The sequence below is a fragment of the Arthrobacter sp. 05N429 genome, from assembly GCF_056397045.1.
The window spans coordinates 206,004-227,691 of the sequence record NZ_JBFTMQ010000002.1; the positions used below are offsets into that span (position 1 = coordinate 206,004).

Annotated in this window: 21 protein-coding genes; 10 read left to right on the top strand and 11 right to left on the bottom strand. The window is 67.5% G+C overall.

Annotated features, from left to right (window positions below; all coding sequences use genetic code 11):
* Position 1: 1 nt before the first annotated feature.
* The 6 genes from AC1DF4_RS04835 to AC1DF4_RS04860 all read right to left on the bottom strand — a co-directional run bounded on the left by AC1DF4_RS04835 (position 2) and on the right by AC1DF4_RS04860 (position 4,993).
* Positions 2-424 (bottom strand): arsenate-mycothiol transferase ArsC, encoded by a 423-nt coding sequence (locus AC1DF4_RS04835; protein ID WP_476911806.1) that lies wholly within the window; start codon positions 422-424, stop codon positions 2-4.
* Positions 421-1,098: an arsenate reductase ArsC gene (locus AC1DF4_RS04840; protein ID WP_476911807.1), complete on the bottom strand. Its 678-nt coding sequence runs from the start codon at positions 1,096-1,098 to the stop codon at positions 421-423. The genes AC1DF4_RS04835 and AC1DF4_RS04840 overlap by 4 nt, the downstream gene beginning before the upstream one ends.
* 46 nt (positions 1,099-1,144) lie before the next feature.
* Positions 1,145-2,530: an NAD(P)-binding domain-containing protein gene (locus AC1DF4_RS04845; RefSeq protein WP_476911808.1), complete on the bottom strand. Its 1,386-nt coding sequence runs from the start codon at positions 2,528-2,530 to the stop codon at positions 1,145-1,147.
* 196 nt (positions 2,531-2,726) lie between these two features.
* Positions 2,727-3,701 carry a thioredoxin-disulfide reductase gene (gene trxB, locus AC1DF4_RS04850; protein WP_476911809.1) on the bottom strand — a complete coding sequence of 325 codons (975 nt, stop codon included), beginning with the start codon at positions 3,699-3,701 and terminating at the stop codon, positions 2,727-2,729.
* Positions 3,702-3,711: 10 nt separating this feature from the next.
* Entirely contained in the window at positions 3,712-4,134 is a 423-nt protein-coding gene (locus AC1DF4_RS04855; RefSeq protein ID WP_476911810.1) for an arsenate reductase ArsC, read from the bottom strand.
* Positions 4,135-4,318: 184 nt separating this feature from the next.
* Complete coding sequence (locus AC1DF4_RS04860; protein WP_476911811.1) at positions 4,319-4,993, bottom strand: arsenate reductase/protein-tyrosine-phosphatase family protein; 675 nt, start codon at positions 4,991-4,993, stop codon at positions 4,319-4,321.
* A gap of 45 nt (positions 4,994-5,038) precedes the next feature.
* Between AC1DF4_RS04860 and AC1DF4_RS04865 the strand changes: the two genes are divergently transcribed.
* The 3 genes from AC1DF4_RS04865 (at position 5,039) to AC1DF4_RS04875 (ending at position 6,726) form a co-directional block, all read left to right on the top strand.
* Complete coding sequence (locus tag AC1DF4_RS04865; RefSeq protein WP_476911812.1) at positions 5,039-5,779, top strand: aquaporin; 741 nt, start codon at positions 5,039-5,041, stop codon at positions 5,777-5,779.
* Positions 5,780-5,857: 78 nt separating this feature from the next.
* Positions 5,858-6,208 carry an ArsR/SmtB family transcription factor gene (locus AC1DF4_RS04870; RefSeq protein ID WP_476911813.1) on the top strand — a complete coding sequence of 117 codons (351 nt, stop codon included), beginning with the start codon at positions 5,858-5,860 and terminating at the stop codon, positions 6,206-6,208.
* Positions 6,205-6,726: an N-acetyltransferase family protein gene (locus AC1DF4_RS04875; protein ID WP_476911814.1), complete on the top strand. Its 522-nt coding sequence runs from the start codon at positions 6,205-6,207 to the stop codon at positions 6,724-6,726. Before AC1DF4_RS04870 ends, AC1DF4_RS04875 begins: the two co-directional genes overlap by 4 nt.
* A gap of 78 nt (positions 6,727-6,804) precedes the next feature.
* Here the strand turns inward: AC1DF4_RS04875 and arsA are convergent, their stop codons facing one another.
* Positions 6,805-8,568: an arsenical pump-driving ATPase gene (arsA, locus tag AC1DF4_RS04880; protein ID WP_476911815.1), complete on the bottom strand. Its 1,764-nt coding sequence runs from the start codon at positions 8,566-8,568 to the stop codon at positions 6,805-6,807.
* Between the two features lie 188 nt (positions 8,569-8,756).
* On the opposite strand from arsA, the gene AC1DF4_RS04885 reads away from it, so the two are divergent.
* Positions 8,757-9,374 (top strand): DUF47 domain-containing protein, encoded by a 618-nt coding sequence (locus tag AC1DF4_RS04885; RefSeq protein ID WP_476911816.1) that lies wholly within the window; start codon positions 8,757-8,759, stop codon positions 9,372-9,374.
* Between the two features lies 1 nt (position 9,375).
* A complete protein-coding gene (locus AC1DF4_RS04890) occupies positions 9,376-10,392 on the top strand; it encodes an inorganic phosphate transporter (RefSeq protein ID WP_476911817.1) in 1,017 nt (338 codons plus the stop codon).
* A 30-nt stretch (positions 10,393-10,422) separates the two neighbouring features.
* Here the strand turns inward: AC1DF4_RS04890 and pstB are convergent, their stop codons facing one another.
* The 4 genes from pstB to pstS form a co-directional block, all read right to left on the bottom strand.
* A complete protein-coding gene (gene pstB / locus AC1DF4_RS04895) occupies positions 10,423-11,202 on the bottom strand; it encodes a phosphate ABC transporter ATP-binding protein PstB (protein WP_476911818.1) in 780 nt (259 codons plus the stop codon).
* A 55-nt stretch (positions 11,203-11,257) separates the two neighbouring features.
* A complete protein-coding gene (gene pstA / locus AC1DF4_RS04900) occupies positions 11,258-12,367 on the bottom strand; it encodes a phosphate ABC transporter permease PstA (protein ID WP_476911819.1) in 1,110 nt (369 codons plus the stop codon).
* The gene (gene pstC / locus AC1DF4_RS04905) at positions 12,368-13,300 is read right to left on the bottom strand and encodes a phosphate ABC transporter permease subunit PstC (RefSeq protein ID WP_476911820.1); all 933 of its coding nucleotides are present in this window, start codon (positions 13,298-13,300) and stop codon (positions 12,368-12,370) included. It abuts the gene before it with no gap.
* A 147-nt stretch (positions 13,301-13,447) separates the two neighbouring features.
* Positions 13,448-14,566: a phosphate ABC transporter substrate-binding protein PstS gene (gene pstS / locus AC1DF4_RS04910; RefSeq protein ID WP_476911821.1), complete on the bottom strand. Its 1,119-nt coding sequence runs from the start codon at positions 14,564-14,566 to the stop codon at positions 13,448-13,450.
* A 253-nt stretch (positions 14,567-14,819) separates the two neighbouring features.
* Here pstS and AC1DF4_RS04915 point away from each other — a divergent pair, with 253 nt between their 5' ends.
* The 5 genes from AC1DF4_RS04915 (at position 14,820) to AC1DF4_RS04935 (ending at position 21,664) form a co-directional block, all read left to right on the top strand.
* Positions 14,820-15,947 (top strand): FUSC family protein, encoded by a 1,128-nt coding sequence (locus tag AC1DF4_RS04915; RefSeq protein WP_476911822.1) that lies wholly within the window; start codon positions 14,820-14,822, stop codon positions 15,945-15,947.
* Between the two features lie 73 nt (positions 15,948-16,020).
* The gene (gene radA, locus AC1DF4_RS04920; protein ID WP_476911823.1) at positions 16,021-17,394 is read left to right on the top strand and encodes a DNA repair protein RadA; all 1,374 of its coding nucleotides are present in this window, start codon (positions 16,021-16,023) and stop codon (positions 17,392-17,394) included.
* A gap of 240 nt (positions 17,395-17,634) precedes the next feature.
* Positions 17,635-17,952: an SHOCT domain-containing protein gene (locus tag AC1DF4_RS04925; RefSeq protein WP_476911824.1), complete on the top strand. Its 318-nt coding sequence runs from the start codon at positions 17,635-17,637 to the stop codon at positions 17,950-17,952.
* Positions 17,952-19,430, top strand: a complete 1,479-nt coding sequence (locus AC1DF4_RS04930; protein WP_476911825.1) for a multicopper oxidase domain-containing protein — start codon at positions 17,952-17,954, stop codon at positions 19,428-19,430. The genes AC1DF4_RS04925 and AC1DF4_RS04930 overlap by 1 nt, the downstream gene beginning before the upstream one ends.
* Before the next feature lie 83 nt (positions 19,431-19,513).
* Positions 19,514-21,664, top strand: a complete 2,151-nt coding sequence (locus AC1DF4_RS04935; RefSeq protein ID WP_476911826.1) for a heavy metal translocating P-type ATPase — start codon at positions 19,514-19,516, stop codon at positions 21,662-21,664.
* The last annotated feature ends 24 nt before the right edge of the window (positions 21,665-21,688 follow it).

Consider the following 21,688-nt stretch of genomic DNA (forward strand, 5'->3'; position numbering starts at 1 on the left):
GTCAGTTCCCGGAGAGCTCCGCGTACAGCTTCTGGACCCGGGCCTTGATGTCGTCCCGGACCAGGCGCATGCGTTCCATGCCTTCGATGCCCCGCTCAGAGGGCTCATCCGTATCCCAGACCTCGAGCCGCTTGCCCTCGGGAGCTTCCACTTTTGCCTCATTGCCCAGGACGATCACGACGTCGACCGCGTCCAGGACTGCGCCGGTGATGGGTTTGGGGTGTTCGCCGGTGATATCGATGCCGAGTTCTGCCAGCGAGTCCACGGACTGGGGGTTCAGCGACGTGCCGGGTTTGGTCCCGGCGGAGTGCACCGCGACCGTCCCTTTTGCGAGCTGGTTCATGAGTCCGGCGGCGAGCTGGGACTTTCCGCCGTTCTTGCTGCAGACGAACAGGACGCTGGGCTTTTTCGTGGTCTGGGTCATGCGTTTGATTCTTCCTTGCCTGAAGCGGAGGTGGTGAGCAGTGAGGCTGCCAGGGCCTTGACCCTGTCGTGAATCTCGTCGCGGATGATCCGAACGGCCGCAACGGGCAAGCCGTCCGGGTCTGCAAGCTCCCAGTCCTCGTAGCGTTTGCCGGGGTAGATCGGGCAGGAGTCGCCGCAGCCCATCGTGATCACGACGTCGGAGGCGCGCACCACGTCGTCGGTGAGGGGTTTGGCATAAACCTTGGTGAGGTCCAGTCCCATTTCGGACATCGCCGCGACGACGGCGGGGTCCAGTTCGGCGGCGGGCAGGGAGCCGGCGGACCGGACGCGGATCCGGCCCTTGGCCTCGACGGTGAGCAGGGCAGCCGCCATCTGGGAGCGGCCGGCGTTCTGCACGCAGACGAACAGCACCTCCGGGACGGCGCTGGTGACGGCGCCTTTGGATTTGGCGAGGGCGTTGAGCCGGTCGGTGGCGAAGTGCTCGGTGGTGGATGGCAGATACGTTTTGATCTTCGCGGTCCGGGCCAGGGCCGTGTAGGACTCAAAGACGTAGCGTTCCACCGTCTCGGCAGCGAACACGCCGGCAAACCGGTCCGCCAGGCGCGCGCTGATCCGGTGCAGGAGCTCGGTGTTGTCCTCCAAGCCCAAGCCGTGTTCAGGGTGGTCAGTCATGTCAGCACTCCAGTGTGTTCGGTGGACGAAAACCGGGGGAAGGTGATCAGTTTTCGGTGGAGCGGCCGTGGGCCAGCCCGGTGGGGAACCCGACGAGCACCGGCTCGGGCGTTCCGCAGCAGCCGCCGGAGGTTTCGGCGACAAACCCTGCCGGTGCCGCGGCGGGGACATCGCAGCTGGTGCCGATGTCCGAGGAGCAGACGCCGGTCTCCGGCAGTTCGAGCTGAACGGTGTCCGCCGCCTCGCGGTCTCCGGCCAACGCGGCCGCGACGGAGCGGACCTGTTCGTAGCCGGTGGCCAGCAGGAAAGTGGGGGCCCGGCCGTAGGACTTCATGCCGACAATGTAGAAGTCCTGCTCCGGGTGAGCCAGCATCCTGGCGCCATGCGGCTCCACCGTGCCGCAGGAATGGAATTCGGGGTCGATCAGCGGACCCAGTTCCCGCGGCGCTTCGACGCCGGGGTCCAGTTCCAGCCGGAGTTCCCGGAGCATGTCAAGGTTCGGGCGGAAGCCGGTGGCCGGGACCACGACGTCGGCCCCCAAGGTCCGGCCGTCGACGGCGGTCAGCTTGACGGCGCCGTCGGCCGCGGTGAGGCCTGCGATCCCGAAGCCGGTGTGCAGTTCCACGGTGCCGGATTCGACCAGTGCGCGGAGGCGGCTGCCGAGTTGGCCGCGCGCGGCGAGGCCGTCGGCGTCGCCGCCGCCGTAGACCTTGGCCGCCGAAGCGCCGCGGATCGCCCAGACGATCTTCGTCCCGGGCACCTGGTCCGCGAGCTCGGAGAGGTTGATCAGGGTGTTGGCGGCTGAATGGCCCGCGCCGATCACGACGGCGGTGCGCCCCGCAAACGTTTTCCGGTCACGGCCCAGGACGTCCGGCAGCGGAGAAGAAATGTGGGCAGCGGCGGCCGTTTCGCCAACGGCGGGCAGGCCGGAGGTGCCGAGGGGATTGCGGGCGGACCAGGTGCCGGAGGCGTCGACGACGGCGGCGGCCTGGTAGTCGCGGACTTCGCCGTCGGCGTGTTCGACCCGGACCACAAAAGGTGTGGTGTCCCGGTTCCGGCTGTGGGTCTTGTCCATCCCCTGCCGGGTCACGGCGACGACGCGGGCGCCGGTGTGCAGGCGGGACGCGATCGCCGGCATTACGGCGAGCGGGGTGAGGTACTGGTCGATGAGTTCGCCGCCGGTGGGCAGCGCTGTCGGCTCGGGTGATTCCCAGCCGGCCGCGGCGAGCAGGCGGACGGCGGCGGCGTCGGTGTTGTACTGCCACGGGGAGAACAGCCGGATGTGGCGCCACTGTTCGATGGCCGCGGCGGGGGCAGGTCCGGCCTCGAAGATGAGCGGCGCCAGGCCGCGTTCGAGCAGGTGTGCTGCCGCGGCGAGGCCGATGGGCCCGGCTCCGATGACAGCTACGGGAAGGTTGGTGTGCACAGCCATGGTTTCCTCTGTTTCATCCGGTGGTGGCGGTTCGTTGTTGGGGTGCCTGCCGGTCCTCGTGGGACCGGCAGGCCGCGGAGGTCTTACTTAGCAGCAGTCCAGGTCGTTGTCGCAGCAGTCCTGGCTGGTGTCGGTGCAGGTCGAATCGGTGCAGCAGTCGGCATTCATTCCGCTCACCCCCTCTCTTCCGCGTGGGTCAGGCGTGGGTGGGTTCCTCGACGAGGGCGGTGGCGATGCTGTCGGCGTCGTCGAGTGCGGCGAGGTATCGTTCGGCGTCCAGGGCGGCGGCGCAGCCGGTGCCGGCGGCGGTGATGGCTTGGCGGTAGCGGTGGTCCACGGCGTCCCCGCAGGCGAAGACTCCGGAGAGGTTGGTGACGGTGGTGGGTGAGTCCACCTTGATGTAGCCCTCGGCGTCGAGGTCCACCTGGCCGGTGAGCAGTTCGGTGCGCGGGACGTGGCCGATCGCGACGAAGATGCCGGTGGCGGCGTGTTCCCGGGTTTCGCCGGTGCGGGTGTCGGTCAGGGTGACGCCGGTGACTTTGGCGTCGCCGTGGATTGCCGTGACCGCGGAGTTCCAGGCGAAGCTGATCTTGGGATTGTCCTTAGCGCGCTGGGCCATGATCCGCGAAGCCCGCAGCTCGCCCTTGCGGACCACCACGGTGACGGTCTTTCCGAAACGGGTCAGGAAGGTTGCTTCCTCCATGGCCGAGTCCCCGCCGCCGACGACGATGATGTCCTGGTCGCGGAAGAAGAACCCGTCGCAGGTGGCGCACCAGGAAAGTCCGTGGCCGCTGAACTTCTTCTCCTCGGGGAGGCCGAGTTCCTTGTAGGCGGAGCCGGTGGCGAGGATGACGGCGGGCGCCTCGTGCGTCTCGCCGGCGCCGGTGACCACACGCTTGAGGTGCCCGGCGAGGGTCACTTCGGTGACGTCGTCGAACACCACCTGCGCGCCGAACTTCTCGGCCTGCTGCTGGAGCCCGTCCATGAGCTCGGGGCCCTGGATGCCGCCGGGGAAGCCGGGAAAGTTTTCCACCTCGGTGGTGTTCATCAGGGCACCCCCGGCTGTGACCGCTCCGGCGATGACGAGCGGCTTGAGCCCGGCACGCGCGGCGTAGATCGCGGCGGTGTAGCCGGCGGGGCCGGACCCGATGATGATCAGCTGTTCAGTCATGGCCGTGCTCCTATTTGGCGGCGGGAGTGAGGGACGCGATCAGGTCCTCGATGCGGGCCTTGATGTCGTCGCGGATGGGGCGGACGGACTCGACGCCCTGGCCGGCCGGGTCCTCGAGTTCCCAGTCCTCGTAGCGCTTGCCCGGGAAGATCGGGCAGGTGTCGCCGCAGCCCATGGTGATGACGACGTCGGATTCCTTGACTGCCTCTGTGGTGAGGATCTTGGGGATCTCGGCGGACATGTCAATCCCGAGTTCGGCCATGGCCTCGACGGCGGCCGGGTTGACCTTGTCGGCAGGTGCGGAGCCTGCGGAGCGGACCTCAATCCGCCCCTCGCCCAGGGTGGTGAGGAACGCAGCGGCCATCTGGGATCGGCCTGCGTTGTGGACGCAGACGAACAGGACGGAGGGCTTCTTGGCGGTTTCGGCGGTCATGGGGTCTCCTGGAATCAGTTAGATGACGGGTGCAACGCGGATCGGCTGGGTCCGGCGCTCCGCCACGTGCAGCACTCAACGGAACATTGATGAAGTTCGATGTACAAAGTATTGGACGATTGATTGATGATTGTCAATATTTAGATGATGGCGCTTTCACCGCCCTGCCGGGCATCGTCGGGAGTCAGGCAGTGAGCACGCGGGGCGCGAGGTCATTGATTCGGCCAGCAATGTCCCTGAAGGCCTCCTCGAAGGCTTCCTCGGTGCCCAGGCGCAGCGGATCCGACACTGACCAGTGGACGCCACCCAGTCCCACCAACTCCTCATGGGCGCTATCGCACACGGTCACCATGAGGTCCGCATCCCCCGCCACCTGGTCCAGCTTGCGCGGAGGAAGGTCGCCAAGGTCCACGCCGTGGCGGCGGGCAACGTCGATGGCGCCCTGGGCAATGCGGTCCGCGGGGTGCGTTCCCGCCGACGTCGATGGAATGTCACTGACCTGCCGCCAGAGCGCCGCGGCCAGCTGGGACCGGGCACTGTTTCGCGTGCAGACGAACAATACGCGGCGGGCCCCGTGCTCCGCCCCGGGCACCAGGCCCTCCAGGGCGCCGGGAGCAAGCCGGATATAGCTGCGGCGCCTGTCGGCCTCGGAGCGGTGACGGGTTGCCAGCCCGGACTCTTCCAACGCGCGCAGATGATGGGACAGCAGATTCGACGGCATCCCCAACTCGGCCTGCAGCTCCGTCGGAGAGAAGTCCCCCAGCGTCAGCAGATCAACGATGCGCAGCCGCGCAGGATCGGCCAGGGCCGCGTGCCTGGCCACCCGCACCCTAAAAGCGTCCACTGTCTCAATATTCATTGATTCAATTTTGACTGAGTCAATTGTTTCGGTCAAGCTGTTTCCATGACTTCCAACCAGCTGCCGCTGTGGCGCCGCGCCGTCGCTGAACTGCTCGGCACCAGCCTGCTCGTGATGATTGTCGTCGGTTCCGGGATCGCCGCACAGCAACTCTCCCCCAACGACGTTGGCCTGCAACTGCTCCAGAACAGCACCGCCACGGTGTTAGGCCTGACGGTCCTGATTCTGATGCTCGGGCCAGTCAGCGGCGCACACTTCAATCCCGCGGTCTCCCTCGCCGACTGGATCCTGGGTCGACGCAGTGGCACCGGACTGACGCTGCCGGAGCTGGGCACGTATGTGGTCGCCCAGACCGTGGGCGCGGTCAGCGGCAGCGTGGTCGCGAACGCCATGTTCGACGTGGGCACCTCTATTTCCACGAAGGAGCGTGCAACCACGGGTCATCTGCTCGGCGAGGTCATCGCTACCGCGGGGCTCATCCTGCTCATCTTCGCCCTGGCCGCCACCTCCCGCGGCGCCCTCGCTGCGCCGGCGGTGGGCGCTTATATCGGAGCCGCGTACTGGTTCACCTCCTCGACGTCGTTCGCGAACCCGGCCGTGACGGTGGGCCGCATCTTCAGTGACACCTTCGCGGGCATCGCCCCGGCGTCCGTTCCGGGATTCGTCGTTGCCCAGCTGATCGGCGCGGCAGTAGGCCTTGGCCTCCTCCTCATCCTGTTCCCCTCCGCGGCCCGCACCGCGGACGACGCCGTTCTCCCGCACAGTCCCGCCACGGCCCGCTCGTAGCTTTCGCCGGGCGGTTCCCTACCCAGTCCCCCATGGCTCACACATTGATGATTGTCAATATCAGGGCATAATGGGTAGATGAACTCACTGCCCACACTCGAGCCGGCCACGGATGAAGCCTGCTGCGCCCCGGCAGGCGCGCCTGCCCTGGGCGCTGAGGAGGCGAAGCAGAAGGCCTTGGTCTTCAAGGCGTTGGCCGATCCCAACCGGCTGCGGTTGCTCTCCATCGTCAAGGCCGAAGCTTCAGGCGAATCCTGCGTGTGCGACCTGACCGAACCACTGGACCTGGGCCAGCCTACAGTCTCCCACCACCTGAAGATCCTGGTCGATGCCGGCCTGCTGCACCGCGAGAAGCGTGGCACGTGGGCCTATTACTCCCTGGTTCCGGGCGCCCTGGAACAAGCGGCCGGACTCCTGGCGGGCCTGTGACCGCGCAAGCACAGTCCGCGGTCACGATCCGTCCCATGCTCGACGACGACTGGCCGGCCGTCCGACGGATCTACTGTGCAGGAATCGCCACGGGCCACGCCACCTTCGAATCAGAGGCGCCCGACTGGGAGCGGTTCAACACCTCGAGACTGGCCCGCCACCGGCTCGTCGCCGAAGCCTCAGATGGCATCCTTGGTTGGGCTGCCGTCTCCCCGGTCTCTGCCCGCCCCGTCTACTCCGGCGTGGTCGAACACTCCGTCTACATCGCAACCGAAGCGCGCGGGAAGGGTTTGGGTGCTGCACTGTTGCAGGCCTTGGCGGAATCCACAGAGCGTGACGGGATCTGGACCATCCAGGCCAGCGTCTTTCCCGAAAACGAAGCCAGCCTCAGGCTCCATCTTGCCAACGGCTACGCCGTCGTCGGGCGCAGGCACCGTATTGCCAGGATGACGCACGGCCCGCTCACCGGGCAGTGGCGCGACACAGTACTCATCGAGCGCCGCTCCCCCGCCATCTGACCAGCCACGCGTCCGGCCGCACCTCAAGCGATCGGCAAATGCTGCCTGCCCCACGGGTCGGCCGCAGCTGGATCCACGTCAGGCAGGCAGGGAACTCAGTGCAGTCAGGGCCGACAACCTCTCTTCGCCGATGGGCTCCTCGGGCAGCAGCGGGATGAGAGCGACCCGGTCCGTCAACGTGCGTACCTTCGTAATCTGTTCCATTTCGTTCGCGGCGCGCGCCCGCAGGAACGGCGTCTGCGGGTGCGCGGCGGCGATCGAGTTGTTGATCACCCAAGCCCACGGGTGAATCCCGGCCCTTTCTAGGTCACTCTTCAACTCTTGGGCTTCCAGCACCGGTGTTGTTTCGGCCAGCGTGACGAGAACAACCCTGGTCTGCGCCGGATCCTGTAGCCGCATGAGCGGCGTCACGAATCCCATGGTGTCGCCGACCTGCCGGGCGATCTCGCGGTGGTACGAACCGGTGGCGTCAAGGAGCAGCAGGGTGTGGCCGGTTGGTGCGGTGTCGATCACCACGAAGTGCCGCCGGGATTCCTGGACCACCTTGGAGAACTGCCGGAATACAGCCACCTCGTCGGTGCACGGGGACATCAGGTCCTCAGCGAGGGCGGCCCGTCCGTCATCGTCCAGGCTCCGGCCCTTCGTCTCCATCACATGGCTTCGATACTCCTGAATGGCTGCCGCCGGATCGATGCGCGATACCGTCAGGCCCGGGATGGAACCATGGAGTGTTTCGGTGAGGTGGGCTGCGGGATCGGTCGTGGTGAGGTGGACAGGATGCCCGCGTCTGGCCAAGGCGACCGCAATGGCGGCAGCGACGGTGGTCTTCCCGACGCCACCCTTGCCCATGCACATCACCAGACCATGGCCGTCGAGCTCCATTTCGTCCACCAGGGCAGCCAGCGGGGCGTCCTCAATCCCAGCGACCGGCGCGGCATGAGCAGTGATATCGGTGCCGGAAGTGGCCGCGAACAGTGATTCAAGCGCCGGAATGCCAACCATATTGCCCGGCTTCAGATCCAGAACATCACGGGGCAAAGAAGCGATGACCTCGGGCATGGCCGCCATGGCCGCAGCTTCCCGAGCCCGCAGGGCCTGCGCCAGGCCCTCCTCGCCGGCGGCTTCCGGCAGGACGCCGTTGACGACGACGTGTCCTCCTCCGATCCCGATCTGGTTGAGTTCGAGGTAGGTACGCTCGATTTCGCCCAGTGAAGAAGTCTGCGCCCGGCTGACCAGCACAAGGCGGGTCCTCGCCGGGTCCGCGAGGGCCCGGACCGCCTGGGCATACACCTGCTTGTGCTTCTCAAGTCCCGAGAGGGGGCCCAGGCAGGATGGGTCCCCCTTGCCGGCTTCGAGAAAATCGGTCCAGGATCCCGGCAGCTGCAACAGCCGGATCGTGTGGCCCGTGGGGGCGGTATCGAAAACGATGTGATCATATTCGCCGTAAGAGCCGCCGTCGGCGAGCAAATTGGTGAACTCGTCGAAGGAAGCGATCTCCGTGGTGCAGGAACCCGAGAGGCTCTCGGCGATGCCGGCCACTTCACTCTCGGGCAGGAGTCCGCGGACGGGCGCGATGATCCGTTCACGGTAGGCTTCGACTGCCTGCTCCGGGTCAATTTCCAGGGCGGAGAGGCCCGGCACGTCCTGAATGGCAGTCACGGTGTTGCCGATGGTCACGCCGAAGACCTGCCCGACATTGGACGCGGGGTCGGTGCTGACCAGCAGCACCTGCTTGCCGGCCTTTGCCAGGGTCAGGGCGGTCGCGCAGGCCACAGAGGTCTTGCCAACGCCGCCCTTGCCTGTGAAGAAAACGAACCGTGGAGTGTTCTCGAGGAATTTCACGCCGCCAGTATATCGATCCTTGTCGATACCCAACAGGGTGCCCCTGTCATATTCCGGAGGCCGCCCGGGCGCCTGCCCGGCGCTCTCAGTCCGGACGGTAAAGTAAGCCCCATGCGCGGGTCATCATCACCTCACACGCCCGGCACACAACACCCGTGCACCTCCCTCCCGAAGACCGGTAATCACACGTGAAGCTGCGCCTCTTTCCCCAGGAGCCCGCCGGGCTGAACCTCCTTGCCCAGTTGGCACGCCAGATTGTGCTCGCCACGGGCACCCTGTCGGAGATCCTTGGCGCGCCCGCCAGTGAGAACGAGCGGCTGGTGGAGGACATGCACAACCACGAGGCGAAGTGCGCGGAGTTGCATTTTGCCCTGCTGACGCATATGCGGACCACATTCGTGAGCCCGCTCCCCCGCGAGGACATGTATGCCCTGTCCCGGTACCTCAACGAGGCAATGGAGAAACTCGATGCCGCCGCCGAGCTGGTGTCGCTCTACAAGCTGGACCGTCTGCCCAAACGCGCCGCGGACCAGCTGGAAATCATCAGCCGGCAGGCGGAGCTCACCGTGGACGCCATGCGGAATCTGGACAACCTGGACGATCTTGAGGACTACTGGATCGAGATCCTCCGCCTCGCCAAGCGGGCAGAACGGTCGCACCGGGTCTGGGTGGCGGACATGCTCAATGAAATGAAGGCGGCGCGGTACGCCCGTACCAGGGACATCGCCGACGAACTGGTGGGCGTCACCAGGGACATGCGCCGGATCGCGACCCAGGTGGGCAGCATCATCGTCAAGGAATCCTGACGTGACCATCTTCCTGTTTGCCCTGGTGGTCATCCTCGCCGGGGCATTCGCCTTCCTGAACGGTTTCAGGGATGCCTCGGCGTCGGTGGCGCTGGCGGTGCGGAACCGTGCCCTCACCCCCACAGTTGCGGTGCTGCTTGCGGGGTTCTTCAACTTTGTTGGCGCCGGGCTCAGCGCCGCCCTGGCCCTCGCCGTGAGCCGGGCGTGGGTGCAGCTCCCCGCCGGCGAAAACGGGCTGGCCATCCTGATAGCGGGCCTTGTCAGTGCCGTGCTCTGGGGCATCTACACGTGGTGGCGGGGCATCCCGTCGTCGTCGACCCACGCGCTGGTCGGCGGGCTGGCCGGCGCGGGCGTCGCCAGCGTCGCCGTCGGCGGAAATGCCGTTGGCGGCGTTGACACGTCCCTGCTTTTCCAGGTGGTGCTTCCGCTGCTGCTCTCACCGGCGCTTGCCTTCGCCGGCGCCTATCTGCTGGTTTGGCCCGCAACCTGGGCGGCGCGGTACACGCCGCCGAATGTCGTCAACAACCGGTCGCGGCGTGGCCAAAGCATCGCGGCGGGAGCCGTGGCCTTCGCCCACGGCCTGCAGGACGGCCAGCGGACCAGCGCCGTCCTGATCCTGGCCCTGCTGGCGTCCGGGCTGTCCGACGGCGGCGAAACGCCCGTCTGGGTGGCCGTGTTCACCGCGGTCCTGCTGACCGCCGGGACCCTGGCGGGAGGCTGGCGCATTTCGTACACCATCGGCTACCGCCTGATCCGGATGGATCCGTTGCGCGGCTCCCTCGCCCAGCTGCTCAGCTCCGCCATGCTGCTGGTGGGCGCGATCGGGCTGCACCTGCCCATCTCCACCACACACACGGTCACCTCGGCCGTGCTGGGGTCCGGCTCCAACCAGCGTTTCCCCGACACCAACCGGAAAGTGGTGATCGGAGTGCTTTTGTTCTGGGTCCTCACGCCGATAGTCACCGCGGCGGCGGCGTTCGTGCTGGCACTGGCCCTGTCAACGCTCGGGGAGCTCTAAAGGACACGTCCAACCGATGGGCAGGAGCGCCTACCCGAAGCGGCCGGAGACGTAGTCCTCGGTGGCCTTTTCGGTCGGGTTGCTGAACATGGTGTGGGTGTCGCCGTACTCGATCAACTTGCCCGGCTTGCCGGTGCCGGCGATGTTGAAGAACGCGGTCTTCTCCGAAACCCGGGCGGCCTGCTGCATATTGTGGGTCACGATCACTACGGTGTACTGATCCTTGAGCTCGTTGATGAGGTCCTCGATGGCGAGTGTGGAAATGGGGTCCAGGGCCGAGCAGGGCTCGTCCATCAGGATGACCTGGGGTTCCACGGCAATGGCCCGGGCGATGCAGAGACGCTGCTGCTGGCCACCGGACAGGCCGGAGCCCGGCTTCGCGAGACGGTCCTTGACCTCATTCCACAGGTTGGCTCCCCGCAGTGAGCGCTCCACGAGGGCATCGGCTTCGCCCTTGGACATCTTCTGGTTGTTGAGCTTCACGCCGGCAAGCACGTTGTCCCGGATGGACATGGTGGGGAACGGGTTGGGCCGTTGGAACACCATGCCGATCTGTGAGCGGACGGTCACCGGGTCCACGCCGGGGCCGTACAGGTTGTCGCCGTCGAGCAGCACCTCGCCTTCGACGCGGGCGCCGGGGATGACCTCGTGCATGCGGTTCAGGGTCCGCAGGAACGTGGACTTGCCACAGCCGGACGGCCCGATGAACGCGGTGACAGACTTGGCGTCGATGTTGATGTTGACGTCTTCGACGGCCAGGAATTTGCCGTAGTAGACGTTCAGGTCCTTGACGTCGATGCGCTTAGACATGCTGTTCCTTCACTTGCTGGAGATACGGGCTGAAGAGTCGGGTGCCGGCGCCGGGCTAGCGGCCGGTCTTGGGGGCGAACGCGCGGGCGATGAGGCGGGCAATCAGGTTCAGCAGCATCACCAGGATGATGAGGACCAGGGCCGCGCCCCAGGCACGCATGGAGGACGGATCCGGGTTGGACGGCGACGTCGGGTTGAGGATCTGCGTGTAGATGAACGTAGGCAGCGAGGCCATCCAGCCGCTGAACACGTTGTAGTTGATCGACGTCGCGAAGCCGGCGGTGACGAGGATCGGCGCCGTTTCACCGATCACGCGGGCGATCGCCAGGGTGACGCCCGAGGCGATGCCGGAGATCGCCGTCGGGATGACCACCTTGAGGACGGTCCGCCACTTGCGGACACCGAGGGCGTAGGCGGCCTCGCGCAGTTCGTTGGGGACGATCTTCAGCATTTCCTCGCTGGAGCGGACCACCACCGGAATCATCAGCACGGACAGCGCGACGGCGGCGACGGCACCGGTTTTGGTGCCCGGCCCCACGACGGCGAAGAAGAAGGCCGCCGCGAACAGGCCGGCCACGATCGAGGGGATGCCGGTCATGACGTCCACGAAGAAGGTGATGGCGCGGGCCAGCGGGCGGTCGTTGCCGTACTCCACCAGGTAGATGGCGGTCAGCAGGCCGACGGGAACCGAAATGACCGTCGCGACCGCGGTGATCAGCAGGGTGCCGATCAGCGCGTGGAAGATGCCGCCGACCACCGGCGCGCCTTCCTCAACAGTCTTGTTGTCGAAGGCTCCGGTGACGCCGTTCATCGACGTGGTCAGGAAGCCCGGGTCCATGAGCCCGGGAAGGCCGTTCACCAGCACCGTCCAGATCACGGAAATCAACGGCAGCAGGGCAACCAGGAATGAACCGACGACGAGGCATGTGGCCAGCTTGTCCTTGGCCTTGCGGCTGCCTTCGGCGGCGGCGCTCCAGCCGACAAGGCCGGCCGTGAAAATAATGGCAGAGACGATGCCCCAGCCGAAGGCGTTGAAGCCGATCAGGGCCATGATGGCGGCCCCGAGGACGAGGGCCAGGCCCAGGACCAGGTAGGGGGCCCACTTGGGCAACTGGCCCTTGGTGAGGGCCGAGCGCTTCTTGACGGGGGTCAGGGTGGCGGTCATTTAGTTGGCTCCCGAGAATTCTTTGTGCCGGGTGATGATCCACCGGGCAATCATGTTCACGCCGAGGGTGATGACAAACAGGACCAGGCCTGCTGCGATCAGGGTGCTGACCTGGAGCCCGCTGGCCTCCGGGAAGTTCAGCGCAATTTCGGCGGCGATGGTCTGGTTGCCGGTCTGGATCAGGCTGGCGGTGAGGGCGCCGGAGGACAGCACCAGCGCGACAGCCATGGTCTCTCCCAGTGCGCGGCCCAGGCCCAGCATGACGGCGCTGATGATTCCGGGGCGGCCGAACGGCAGGACAGCCATCTTGATCATTTCCCACCGCGTGGCGCCGAGCGCCAGGGAGGCTTCCTCGTGCAGCTTGGGGGTCTGCAGGAAAATTTCGCGGGTCAGGGAGGTGATGATGGGCAGGATCATGACGGCCAGCACAATTCCCGCGGTGAGGATGGTCTTGCCGGTGGCGGAGGCCGGGCCCTGGAAAATCGGCAGCCAGCCCATGTTGCTGGCCAGCCAGTTGTAGGCCGGGGAGATTTCCTTGGCGAGGAACGCCGCACCCCAGGCGCCATAGACCACGGAGGGGATGGCGGCGAGGAGGTCCACCACGTAGCCGAGGCCCGAGGCGAGCCGCCGGGGGGCGAAGTGCGAGATGAACAGCGCGACGCCGATCGCAATCGGCGTCGCGATCACGAGGGCGATCGTGGCCGCGATGAGTGTGCCGATCACGATCGGCCAGATGTAGGCGAAGAAACCCTCGCCGCCCTTGATCAGGTCCGGCGAGGCCGTGAGGGCTGGGAACGCCTGGACAACCAGGAAGAGCGCCACTCCGAAGAGCACAGCCAGGATGAGGCACCCTGCGGCCAAGGTGGCTCCGGAAAAGACTTTGTCTCCGGCGCGGCCTGCGCCCCGGGACGAGGTCAGGGAGGTGGTGGTCACTTCACGATCCTTCAGCTTCGAATCTCTTGGTACTTCGGACAACGCCCAAGTTCCCTGCCCCGGGCTGACGGTCGGTGACCGTCGGATCGGAACAGGGAACCTGAGTCAGGCTGGTGTTTCCACTATGCCTTGCGGCGCAATGTATCCCTAGGACTTGACCTTGATGGACTCGATGGACTTCAGAGCCTTGTCCTGCAGGGTCTTGGACAGCGGGGCGGACTTGGCGGCGTCAGCGGCTGCCTGCTGGCCGGCGTCGGACACTACGTAGCTATCGAATGCCTTGACCAGGTCGACAGTTTCCTGCTTGTCGTAGCTGGAGCAGAGGATGTGGAAGGACACGAGCACGATGGGGTACGCGCCCTCGATGGTGGTGGTGCGGTCGAGCTTGATGGAGAGGTCGTTGGCGTTGCGGCCCTCAACCGGCTTGCCGGCGTCGACTGCCTTGGCGGCCGCCTCGGCGGAGATCTTGGTGAAGGTCTCGCCCACCTTGATCTGCGCAACGCCGAGCTTGCCGCTGACGGCGGAGTCGTCGGCGTAGGTCACGGCGCCCGGGGTGTCGGTAACGGTCTTGACCACACCGGAGGTGCCCTTGGCGTTCTCGCCCTGGAGGGTTGCAGGCCAGATGCCGGCGGGCTTGTCAGTCCAGACCTCGGGTGCTGCGGCGGCCAGGTAGTCCGTGAAGTTGGAGGTGGTGCCGGAGTCGTCCGAGCGGTTCACCGGGGTGACCTTGAGGTCAGGCAGTTTGGCGTCCGGGTTCAGGGCGGCGATGGCCGGATCGTTCCACGTGGCGATTTCGCCGCGGAAGATCTTGGCGACGGTGGCGGCATCGAGGTTCAGTTCCTTGATGTCGGGCAGGTTGAAGGCCACGGCGATCGGGGAGATGTAAACCGGAATGTTGAGGGCGCCGTCGGGGCCACACTGGGTGGTGGAGCTGGCGTACTCCTCGTCCTTGAGGTAGGCGTCGGAGCCGCCGAACTGGGCGGAGCCGTCCAGGAGGGCCTTGCGCCCTGCGCCGGAGCCGTCCGGGGAGTACTGAACCGATGCGCCCTGGTTCGCCGAGGCGAAGTTGGTCTTCCACGCGTCCATGGCCGCACCCTGTGCGGAGGAGCCGATGCCGGTCAGCGTGCCAGTGACCTTGGGTCCCGATGCGGCGGGGGTCGCCGGGGCGGTGCCCGTTGCGTTGTCAGAACCACAGGCGGTCAGCGCGAGAGCGCCGGCTGCGATGACAGCGATTGCCGCGTGGCGGCCGAAGCGGAGTGCCTTCACTAGATGTACCCCTTCCAGGGATTTTCTATGCGTGCCGGGCCGGAGAAGGCCGGGCAGGGGATGCGTACGGTTTGTACCTTTACTGAAGGTAGGTGCCCCAGATGAAGAGAATGCCGGTCCAAGGTAAACGAAGGGTTAACGACGACGGGACATTGGCTTACATCCGCCGGGTTCCTCTTGCGTTACCTGCGTCACGTCCGTAGGGATTGTGGCGCGGCCTGCGCACGATGAACAAACAAATAGACTGGAGCGCATGGCCCCCGCCCCCGGACTCTCAGCAAGTGCCCGATTCCTGCGCGGTCGGGTCCGCACCGGCTTGGTCCGTAGCCGGAACTCCCTGGGGCCGGCCATCCAGATGACCGCCTGCGCCGTCGGCGCCTACGCGTTTGCCGAGTACGTCCTGGGCCACAGCGGCCCGCTGTTCGCCGCCACGTCCTCCCTGATCGCCCTGGGCTTTTCCCGCGACCCCCGGCTGCGCCGCGTGATCGAGGTTGGCCTGGGCTGCACGATCGGCATCGTGGTCGGCGACCTGCTGCTGCACTGGCTGGGCTCCGGAATCTGGCAGGCCGCCGTCGTTCTCCTGTTCTCCATCCTGCTGGCGCGCTTCCTGGACAGCGGCACGATCTTCACCACCCAGCTGGGGCTGCAGTCGGTGCTGGTGGTGCTCCTGCCGGCGCCGGCCGGGGGGCCGTTCACCCGCAGCATCGATGCGATCGTGGGCGGCGTGTTCGCCCTGCTGGTGACGATCCTGGTCCCGAAAGACCCTCGGCGTGAACCCCGCAACGACGTGAAGAAGCTCCTGCACGAGCTCGCCGAAGTGCTGCGCGAGTGCGCCTCCGCGCTGAGCTACAGCGATTCCACGCAGGCCTGGCACGCGCTCATCCGGGGGCGGAACTGCCAGCCGCTGGTCGATGCCATGCGGCAGTCCCTGCGGGCCTCCGGTGAGGTGGCCACGCTGGCACCGGCCTACCGGCGGCACCGGGAGGAACTGGACCAGATGGAGCAGTCGCTGGACTACATCGACCTCGCCCTGCGCAACAGCCGGGTCTTTGCCCGGCGCCTGACCAGCGCCATCAACCATGCGGCGCTGTCCGACGATGCCACCCAGAACATCGCCGACGTCCTGCAGGACACGGCCGACGCCGTCGACGAGCTCTCCCTGGGCCTGGCGGAAGTGCACGACGGCGTCCGCCGCGCGCACCTGCGGACGGCCCGGACAGAGCTGCGGGAAATCGCCGGCCGGCTGCATCCGCGGCTCCTGGACGTGCAGCGGCTGGAGGGCGAAACGGTGGTCATGCTGTTCCGCCCGCTGATGGTGGACCTGCTGGAGGCAGCCGGGGTGGACTCCTCGGAGGCCCGCGACATCCTGCCGCCGCTGTAGCTTCCGCTGCGCCGCGTCCGCGCCGGCGCCCGGCTGGCGCAAGGTTGTCGCTGGGCGCGGATAGGGTGGAGCAATGGCTACCAAGACTTCCCGGGCAACCAAGGCGCCGGGCTATAAATGCGCCGAGTGCGGCTGGACCACGGCCAAGTGGGTGGGCCGCTGCGGCGAGTGCCAGGCCTGGGGCAGCGTTGAGGAAACCGGCGGCGCCGTGGCACGCACGACGGCGGCCACCACCGTGCTGGAGCCGGCCCGCCGGATCTCCGAGGTCGACGCCACCACCGCGGCTTTCCTGCCCACCGGCGTGGACGAACTGGACCGCGTCCTCGGCGGCGGGCTGGTTCCCGGCGCCGTGATCCTGCTGGCGGGCGAACCCGGCGTCGGCAAGTCGACCCTGCTGCTCGACGTCGCGGCCAAGTTTGCCCGCACCGCGCAGGACGTCCTCTATATCACCGGCGAGGAATCCGCCGCTCAGGTCAAGCTCCGCGCGGAGCGGATCGACGCCGTCGCCGAATCCCTGTACCTCTCCGCCGAAACGGACCTCGGCCAGGCCCTGGGCCAGGTGGAGAATCTCGAGCCGCGCCTGCTGATCGTGGACTCCGTGCAGACGCTGAGCAGCGCCGACGTCGAAGGCAGCGCCGGCGGAGTTTCGCAGGTCCGTGAGGTGACGGCCTCCCTGATTGCCGCGGCCAAACGCCGCAACATGACCACGTTGCTGGTGGGCCATGTGACCAAGGACGGCTCGATCGCCGGACCCCGGCTGCTCGAGCACCTCGTGGACGTGGTCTGCCAGTTCGAGGGCGAGCGCCACTCCCGCCTGAGGCTGCTGCGGGCGGTCAAGAACCGGTACGGCCCCACCGACGACGTCGGCTGCTTCGACCTGAACGAGGACGGCATCGTGGGCCTGGCCGATCCGAGCGGGCTGTTCGTCTCCCGGACCAAGGAGCCCGTGTCCGGCACCTGCATCACGGTGACCCTCGAGGGACGCCGGCCCCTGCTCGCGGAGGTGCAGTCGCTGCTGGCCGAAAGCGCCAGCTCCCAGCCGCGCCGGGCAACCAGCGGGCTGGACAGTTCCCGGGTGGCCATGCTGCTGGCCGTCCTCCAGCAGCGGGCCGGGTGCCTCCTGAGCAAGGACGATTCCTACGTGGCGACCGTGGGCGGCGTAAAGCTCAGCGAGCCGGCGACGGACCTGGCCGTCGCTCTGGCCGTGGCATCTGCCAAGTCCAAGAAGCCCCTGCCGCAGCGGCTCATCGCGTTCGGTGAAGTGGGTCTGGCCGGGGAAGTCCGCCCGGTGCCCGGCATCAACCAGCGCATCCAGGAGGCCCACCGGCTGGGGTTCACCCACGCCGTCGTCCCCGCGAGCCCGAATGGCCCCGGCCCGGTGCCTGCGGGCTTCTCTGTGCGCGAGGTTGGGCACCTGGCCGAGGCGCTGGGACTGCTGATCAGCTGAGGCGTTTCGTGTTTCCCGGTTCCGTTCCTTCCCAGTTACTTCGCCGGCCGGTCCCTGCCCACGGCGGAAAACCGCGGCTTTCCGCGCGCCTCGGTGCGCAGAGCCCGGAAACTCGCCGGGTAGCCGGGAAGGAACGTGGGCCGGACATCCCGAATGGCGACTTATTACCCTATCCCCCGCCGGGTATCCGGAAGACCATTAGGTAGAGGGTCGGAACGGTCACGGCGAAGGGAACTGGCCATGATGGGACGCAATTGGGACGGCTTCGGCCTGATGTGGCTCTGGGGTCTGCTCATGCTGGTCGGGATCGCGGTGCTGGTGCTGCTTGCGGTCCGGCTCTTCACCAGCGGAACCAGCCGCGGGGGTCCCGCCCAATCAGGAGGGGCCGGGCCCTACAGCGCCCCGCCCTATGGCGCGCCGGGGACTCCCCCGGCCGGCCCTGGCGTTCCGGGCGGCAAGAGCCAGGCGCGCCTGATCCTCGACGAGCGCTTCGCGAGGGGCGAGCTCACTGCGGAACAATACCGCGAGAATTTGAAAGTCCTCGGCGAGGAGCCGTAGTGCGGCCGATCAGCCGCCGGGACGCCCTGCTCCTGGGCGGCCTGGGAACGGCGGCCACTGTGGCAGGCGGCGCGGGGCTGTGGTGGTCGCTGGCTTCCACGCAGCAGCCGATCGGCGGCACGCTTCCCGCTGAAGGCTCCGGGCTGCTCGGCCCCCCGGAACTTCGCAGCGAGAACGGCAGGCTGCAGCTCACCCTCGACGCCGCCGCCGGGCAGGTGCGACTCGGGGGCCGGTCCGCCGGCGCCCTCTGTTACAACGGCACCGTCCCGGGCCCCGCCCTTCGCCTGCGGCCCGGTGATGAGCTCGGCATCAGACTGGTGAACGGCCTCGATGAACCAACCAACCTGCACGTCCACGGCCTGCATGTGTCCCCGCAGGCCAGCAGCGACAACGTCTTCGTAGAGGTCATGCCCGGGGCAAGCTTCGATTACAGCTACCGGCTGCCTCCGGACCACCCGCCCGGCGTGTACTGGTACCACCCGCATCACCACGGCCTGGTCGCAGGGCAGATCTTCGCGGGGCTCTTCGGGGCGATCATCGTCGAAGAGCCCGAATCCATCCCGGTAAATGGCGAACGGATTCTGATCGTCTCGGACACCACATTGGACAGTGCCGGGAACATCGCCGCTGTGTCACCGATGGAACGTATGGCGGGCCGGGAGGGTGAACTGCTCCTGCTTAACGGGCAGAGCCGCCCGCTCCTCACCGCCCGCCCTGGCGAACGGGAACGGTGGCGGATCATCAACGCCTGCGTGGCCCGCTACCTCCGCCTCAGGCTGGACGGCCAGCAGCTGGAGCTGATCGGCATGGACTCGGGCCGGTCCGCCGAGCCCGAACCCGTGGACGAACTCCTGCTCGCGCCGGGCAACCGGGCAGACCTGCTCGTGACCGCCGCGGCCGGCCAATCCGTCCTGCAGGCCCTCCCCTACAACCGCGGCGGCATGCCGGGGATGATGGGGCAGCGGCGGACCCCGGCCAGCGGGGATGCCGCCCTGGCGGTCTTTCGGGTCGAGGGTGAATCCGGAGCCCCGCCCGGCGCCGTCACCGCCCGGCCAGCCCTGGAGGACCTGCGCTCGGCACCCGTGGCCGCGCGCCGGCAGCTGATCCTGGCCATGGGCGCAGGACCGGGAGGAATGGGCGGGGGTATGGGCGGCATGCGGTTCAGCATCAACGGCCGCGAGTACAGCGAGGCCCGCACGGACACGGTGGTAGCGGCCGGGTCGGTCGAGGAATGGACGCTGCTCAACACCAGCCCGATGGACCACCCTTTCCATCTGCACGTGTGGCCGATGCAGCTCATCGAGGACAACGGTCAGGGCGTCGGCGCCGTGGTGATGCGTGACGTCGTGAACGTGCGGGCGAACGGCCGCGCCACGGTCAGGATCGCGTTCCGCGACTTCAGCGGCCGCTCGGTCTACCACTGCCACATCCTGGATCACGAGGACCAGGGAATGATGGGCGTGATCGAGGTCCGCTGACACCGAAACCCCTTGCCAGACATACCCCCCAGGGGTATGGTGAGCTGATCCGAACAAACGATGAATCTCCCTGGGAGCGCGTCATGGAACACCGGCACAGCAGCCACCCCGTCGGCGGCCAGCAGCTGAACCACCCGAACGCAGAACACACCGGACCGAACGCGGAACACAGCGGGCACCAGCCCCACGGCATGCCCTACGCCGGCCCGGGCCGCCAGATGGACGACGAGCACGTCGTTCACAGCCACGGCCAGCATGCCGGGCACAGTGTGGCAATGTTCAAGCACAGGTTCTGGCTGACCCTGGCACTGGCCGTCCCGGTGGTCTTCTTCAGCCCCATGTTCGGGGACCTGCTCGGCTACGAACCTCCCTCGTTCCCCGGCTCAGCCTGGATTCCTCCCGTGCTGGGAACCGTCATCTTCTTCTACGGCGGCCAGCCGTTCCTCAGGGGCGGCCTCAATGAGCTGAAGACCCGGAAACCGGGAATGATGCTGCTGATCGCCATGGCCATCACGGTGGCGTTCACCGCCTCATGGGCGACCACACTGGGGATCGGCGGCTTCGATCTCGACTTCTGGTGGGAACTGGCACTGCTGGTCGACATCATGCTCCTGGGGCACTGGCTCGAAATGCGCGCCCTTGGCTCGGCCCGGGGCGCCCTGGATGCCCTCGCGGCGCTGCTGCCGGACGAGGCCGAGCGCATCACCGGTTCCGGAACGGAGACCGTCCGCGTGTCCGAACTCCGGAGCGGCGACACCATCCTGGTCCGCTCCGGAGGCCGGATGCCGGCGGACGGAACCGTGACCGAGGGGCAGGCCGAATTCGACGAATCCATGATCACGGGCGAGTCCAAGACCGTCCTGCGCACCCCCGGCGATCCGGTGGTGGCGGGGACCATCGCCACGGACAACAGCCTGCGGGTCCAAGTAACAGCCACAGGCGAGGACACCGCCCTCGCCGGGATCCAGCGGCTCGTGGCCGAAGCGCAGGCCTCCTCCTCGCGGGCCCAGGCCCTCGCCGACCGTGCCGCCGCCTTCCTGTTCTACTTCGCCGCCGGCGCCGGCGTCCTCACGTTTATCGCCTGGACGCTGCTGGGCAGTGTGCCCGACGCCGTGGAGCGCACCGTGACGGTTCTGGTGATCGCCTGCCCGCACGCCCTGGGCCTGGCCATCCCGCTGGTCATCGCGATTTCCACGGAGCGGGCGGCCCGGGCCGGTGTCCTGATCAAGGACCGGATGGCGCTCGAGCGGATGCGGACGGTCGACGTCGTGCTGTTCGACAAGACGGGGACCCTGACCAAGGGCCAGCCGGAACTTAAAGGCGTTGCCGTCGCCGAAGGGACCGACGGCGACGGGCTGCTCGCGCTGGCCGCTGCGGCGGAGTCGGACAGCGAGCACCCGGTGGCCCGCGCTATCGTGGCCGCCGCCCGCGAGCGCGGCCTGTCGGTCCCGGAAGCGAGCGGTTTCACCTCCCTGACCGGCCGCGGCGTCCGTGCCACGGTCGGCGGCCGGACGGTCGGGGTGGGCGGTCCGGCCCTGCTCCGGGAGCTCGGGGCGGCAGAACCGCCGGAGCTGGCCTCCGTCACGGCCGACTGGCGGGAGCGCGGCGCCGCGGTGCTCCATGTGGTGGACCGTGGCACCGTGATTGGCGCCATGAGCCTTGAGGACGCGGTCCGGCCGGAATCCCGCCAGGCCGTCGCGGCCCTGCAGCGCCGCGGCATCAAGGTTGCCATGATCACCGGCGATGCCCGGCAGGTAGCCCAGGCCGTGGCCGCCGAACTGAAGATTGACGAGGTCTTCGCCGAGGTCCTCCCGGCGGACAAGGACAAGAAAGTGGCCGAACTCCAGGCCCGCGGCCTCAGGGTGGCGATGGTGGGAGACGGCGTCAACGACTCCCCCGCCCTGGCCCGGGCCGAGGTGGGAATCGCGATCGGCGGCGGAACCGACGTCGCTGTGGAGTCCGCCGGTGTGGTCCTTGCCGGGAACGACCCCCGGGCTGTGCTGTCCATGGTGGACCTGTCCCGGGCAAGCTACCGGAAAATGTGGCAGAACCTCGTGTGGGCCACGGGCTACAACATCATCGCCGTGCCGCTGGCCGCCGGCGTCCTGGCCTTCGCCGGGATCGTCCTCTCCCCCGCCGCCGGCGCCGTGCTGATGTCCGCCTCCACGATCGTGGTGGCCCTCAACGCCCAGCTGCTGCGGGGCCTCAAACTCAACCCGGCCGACGTCGGCTGAGCGGAACGAGGCACCCGTGCAGGA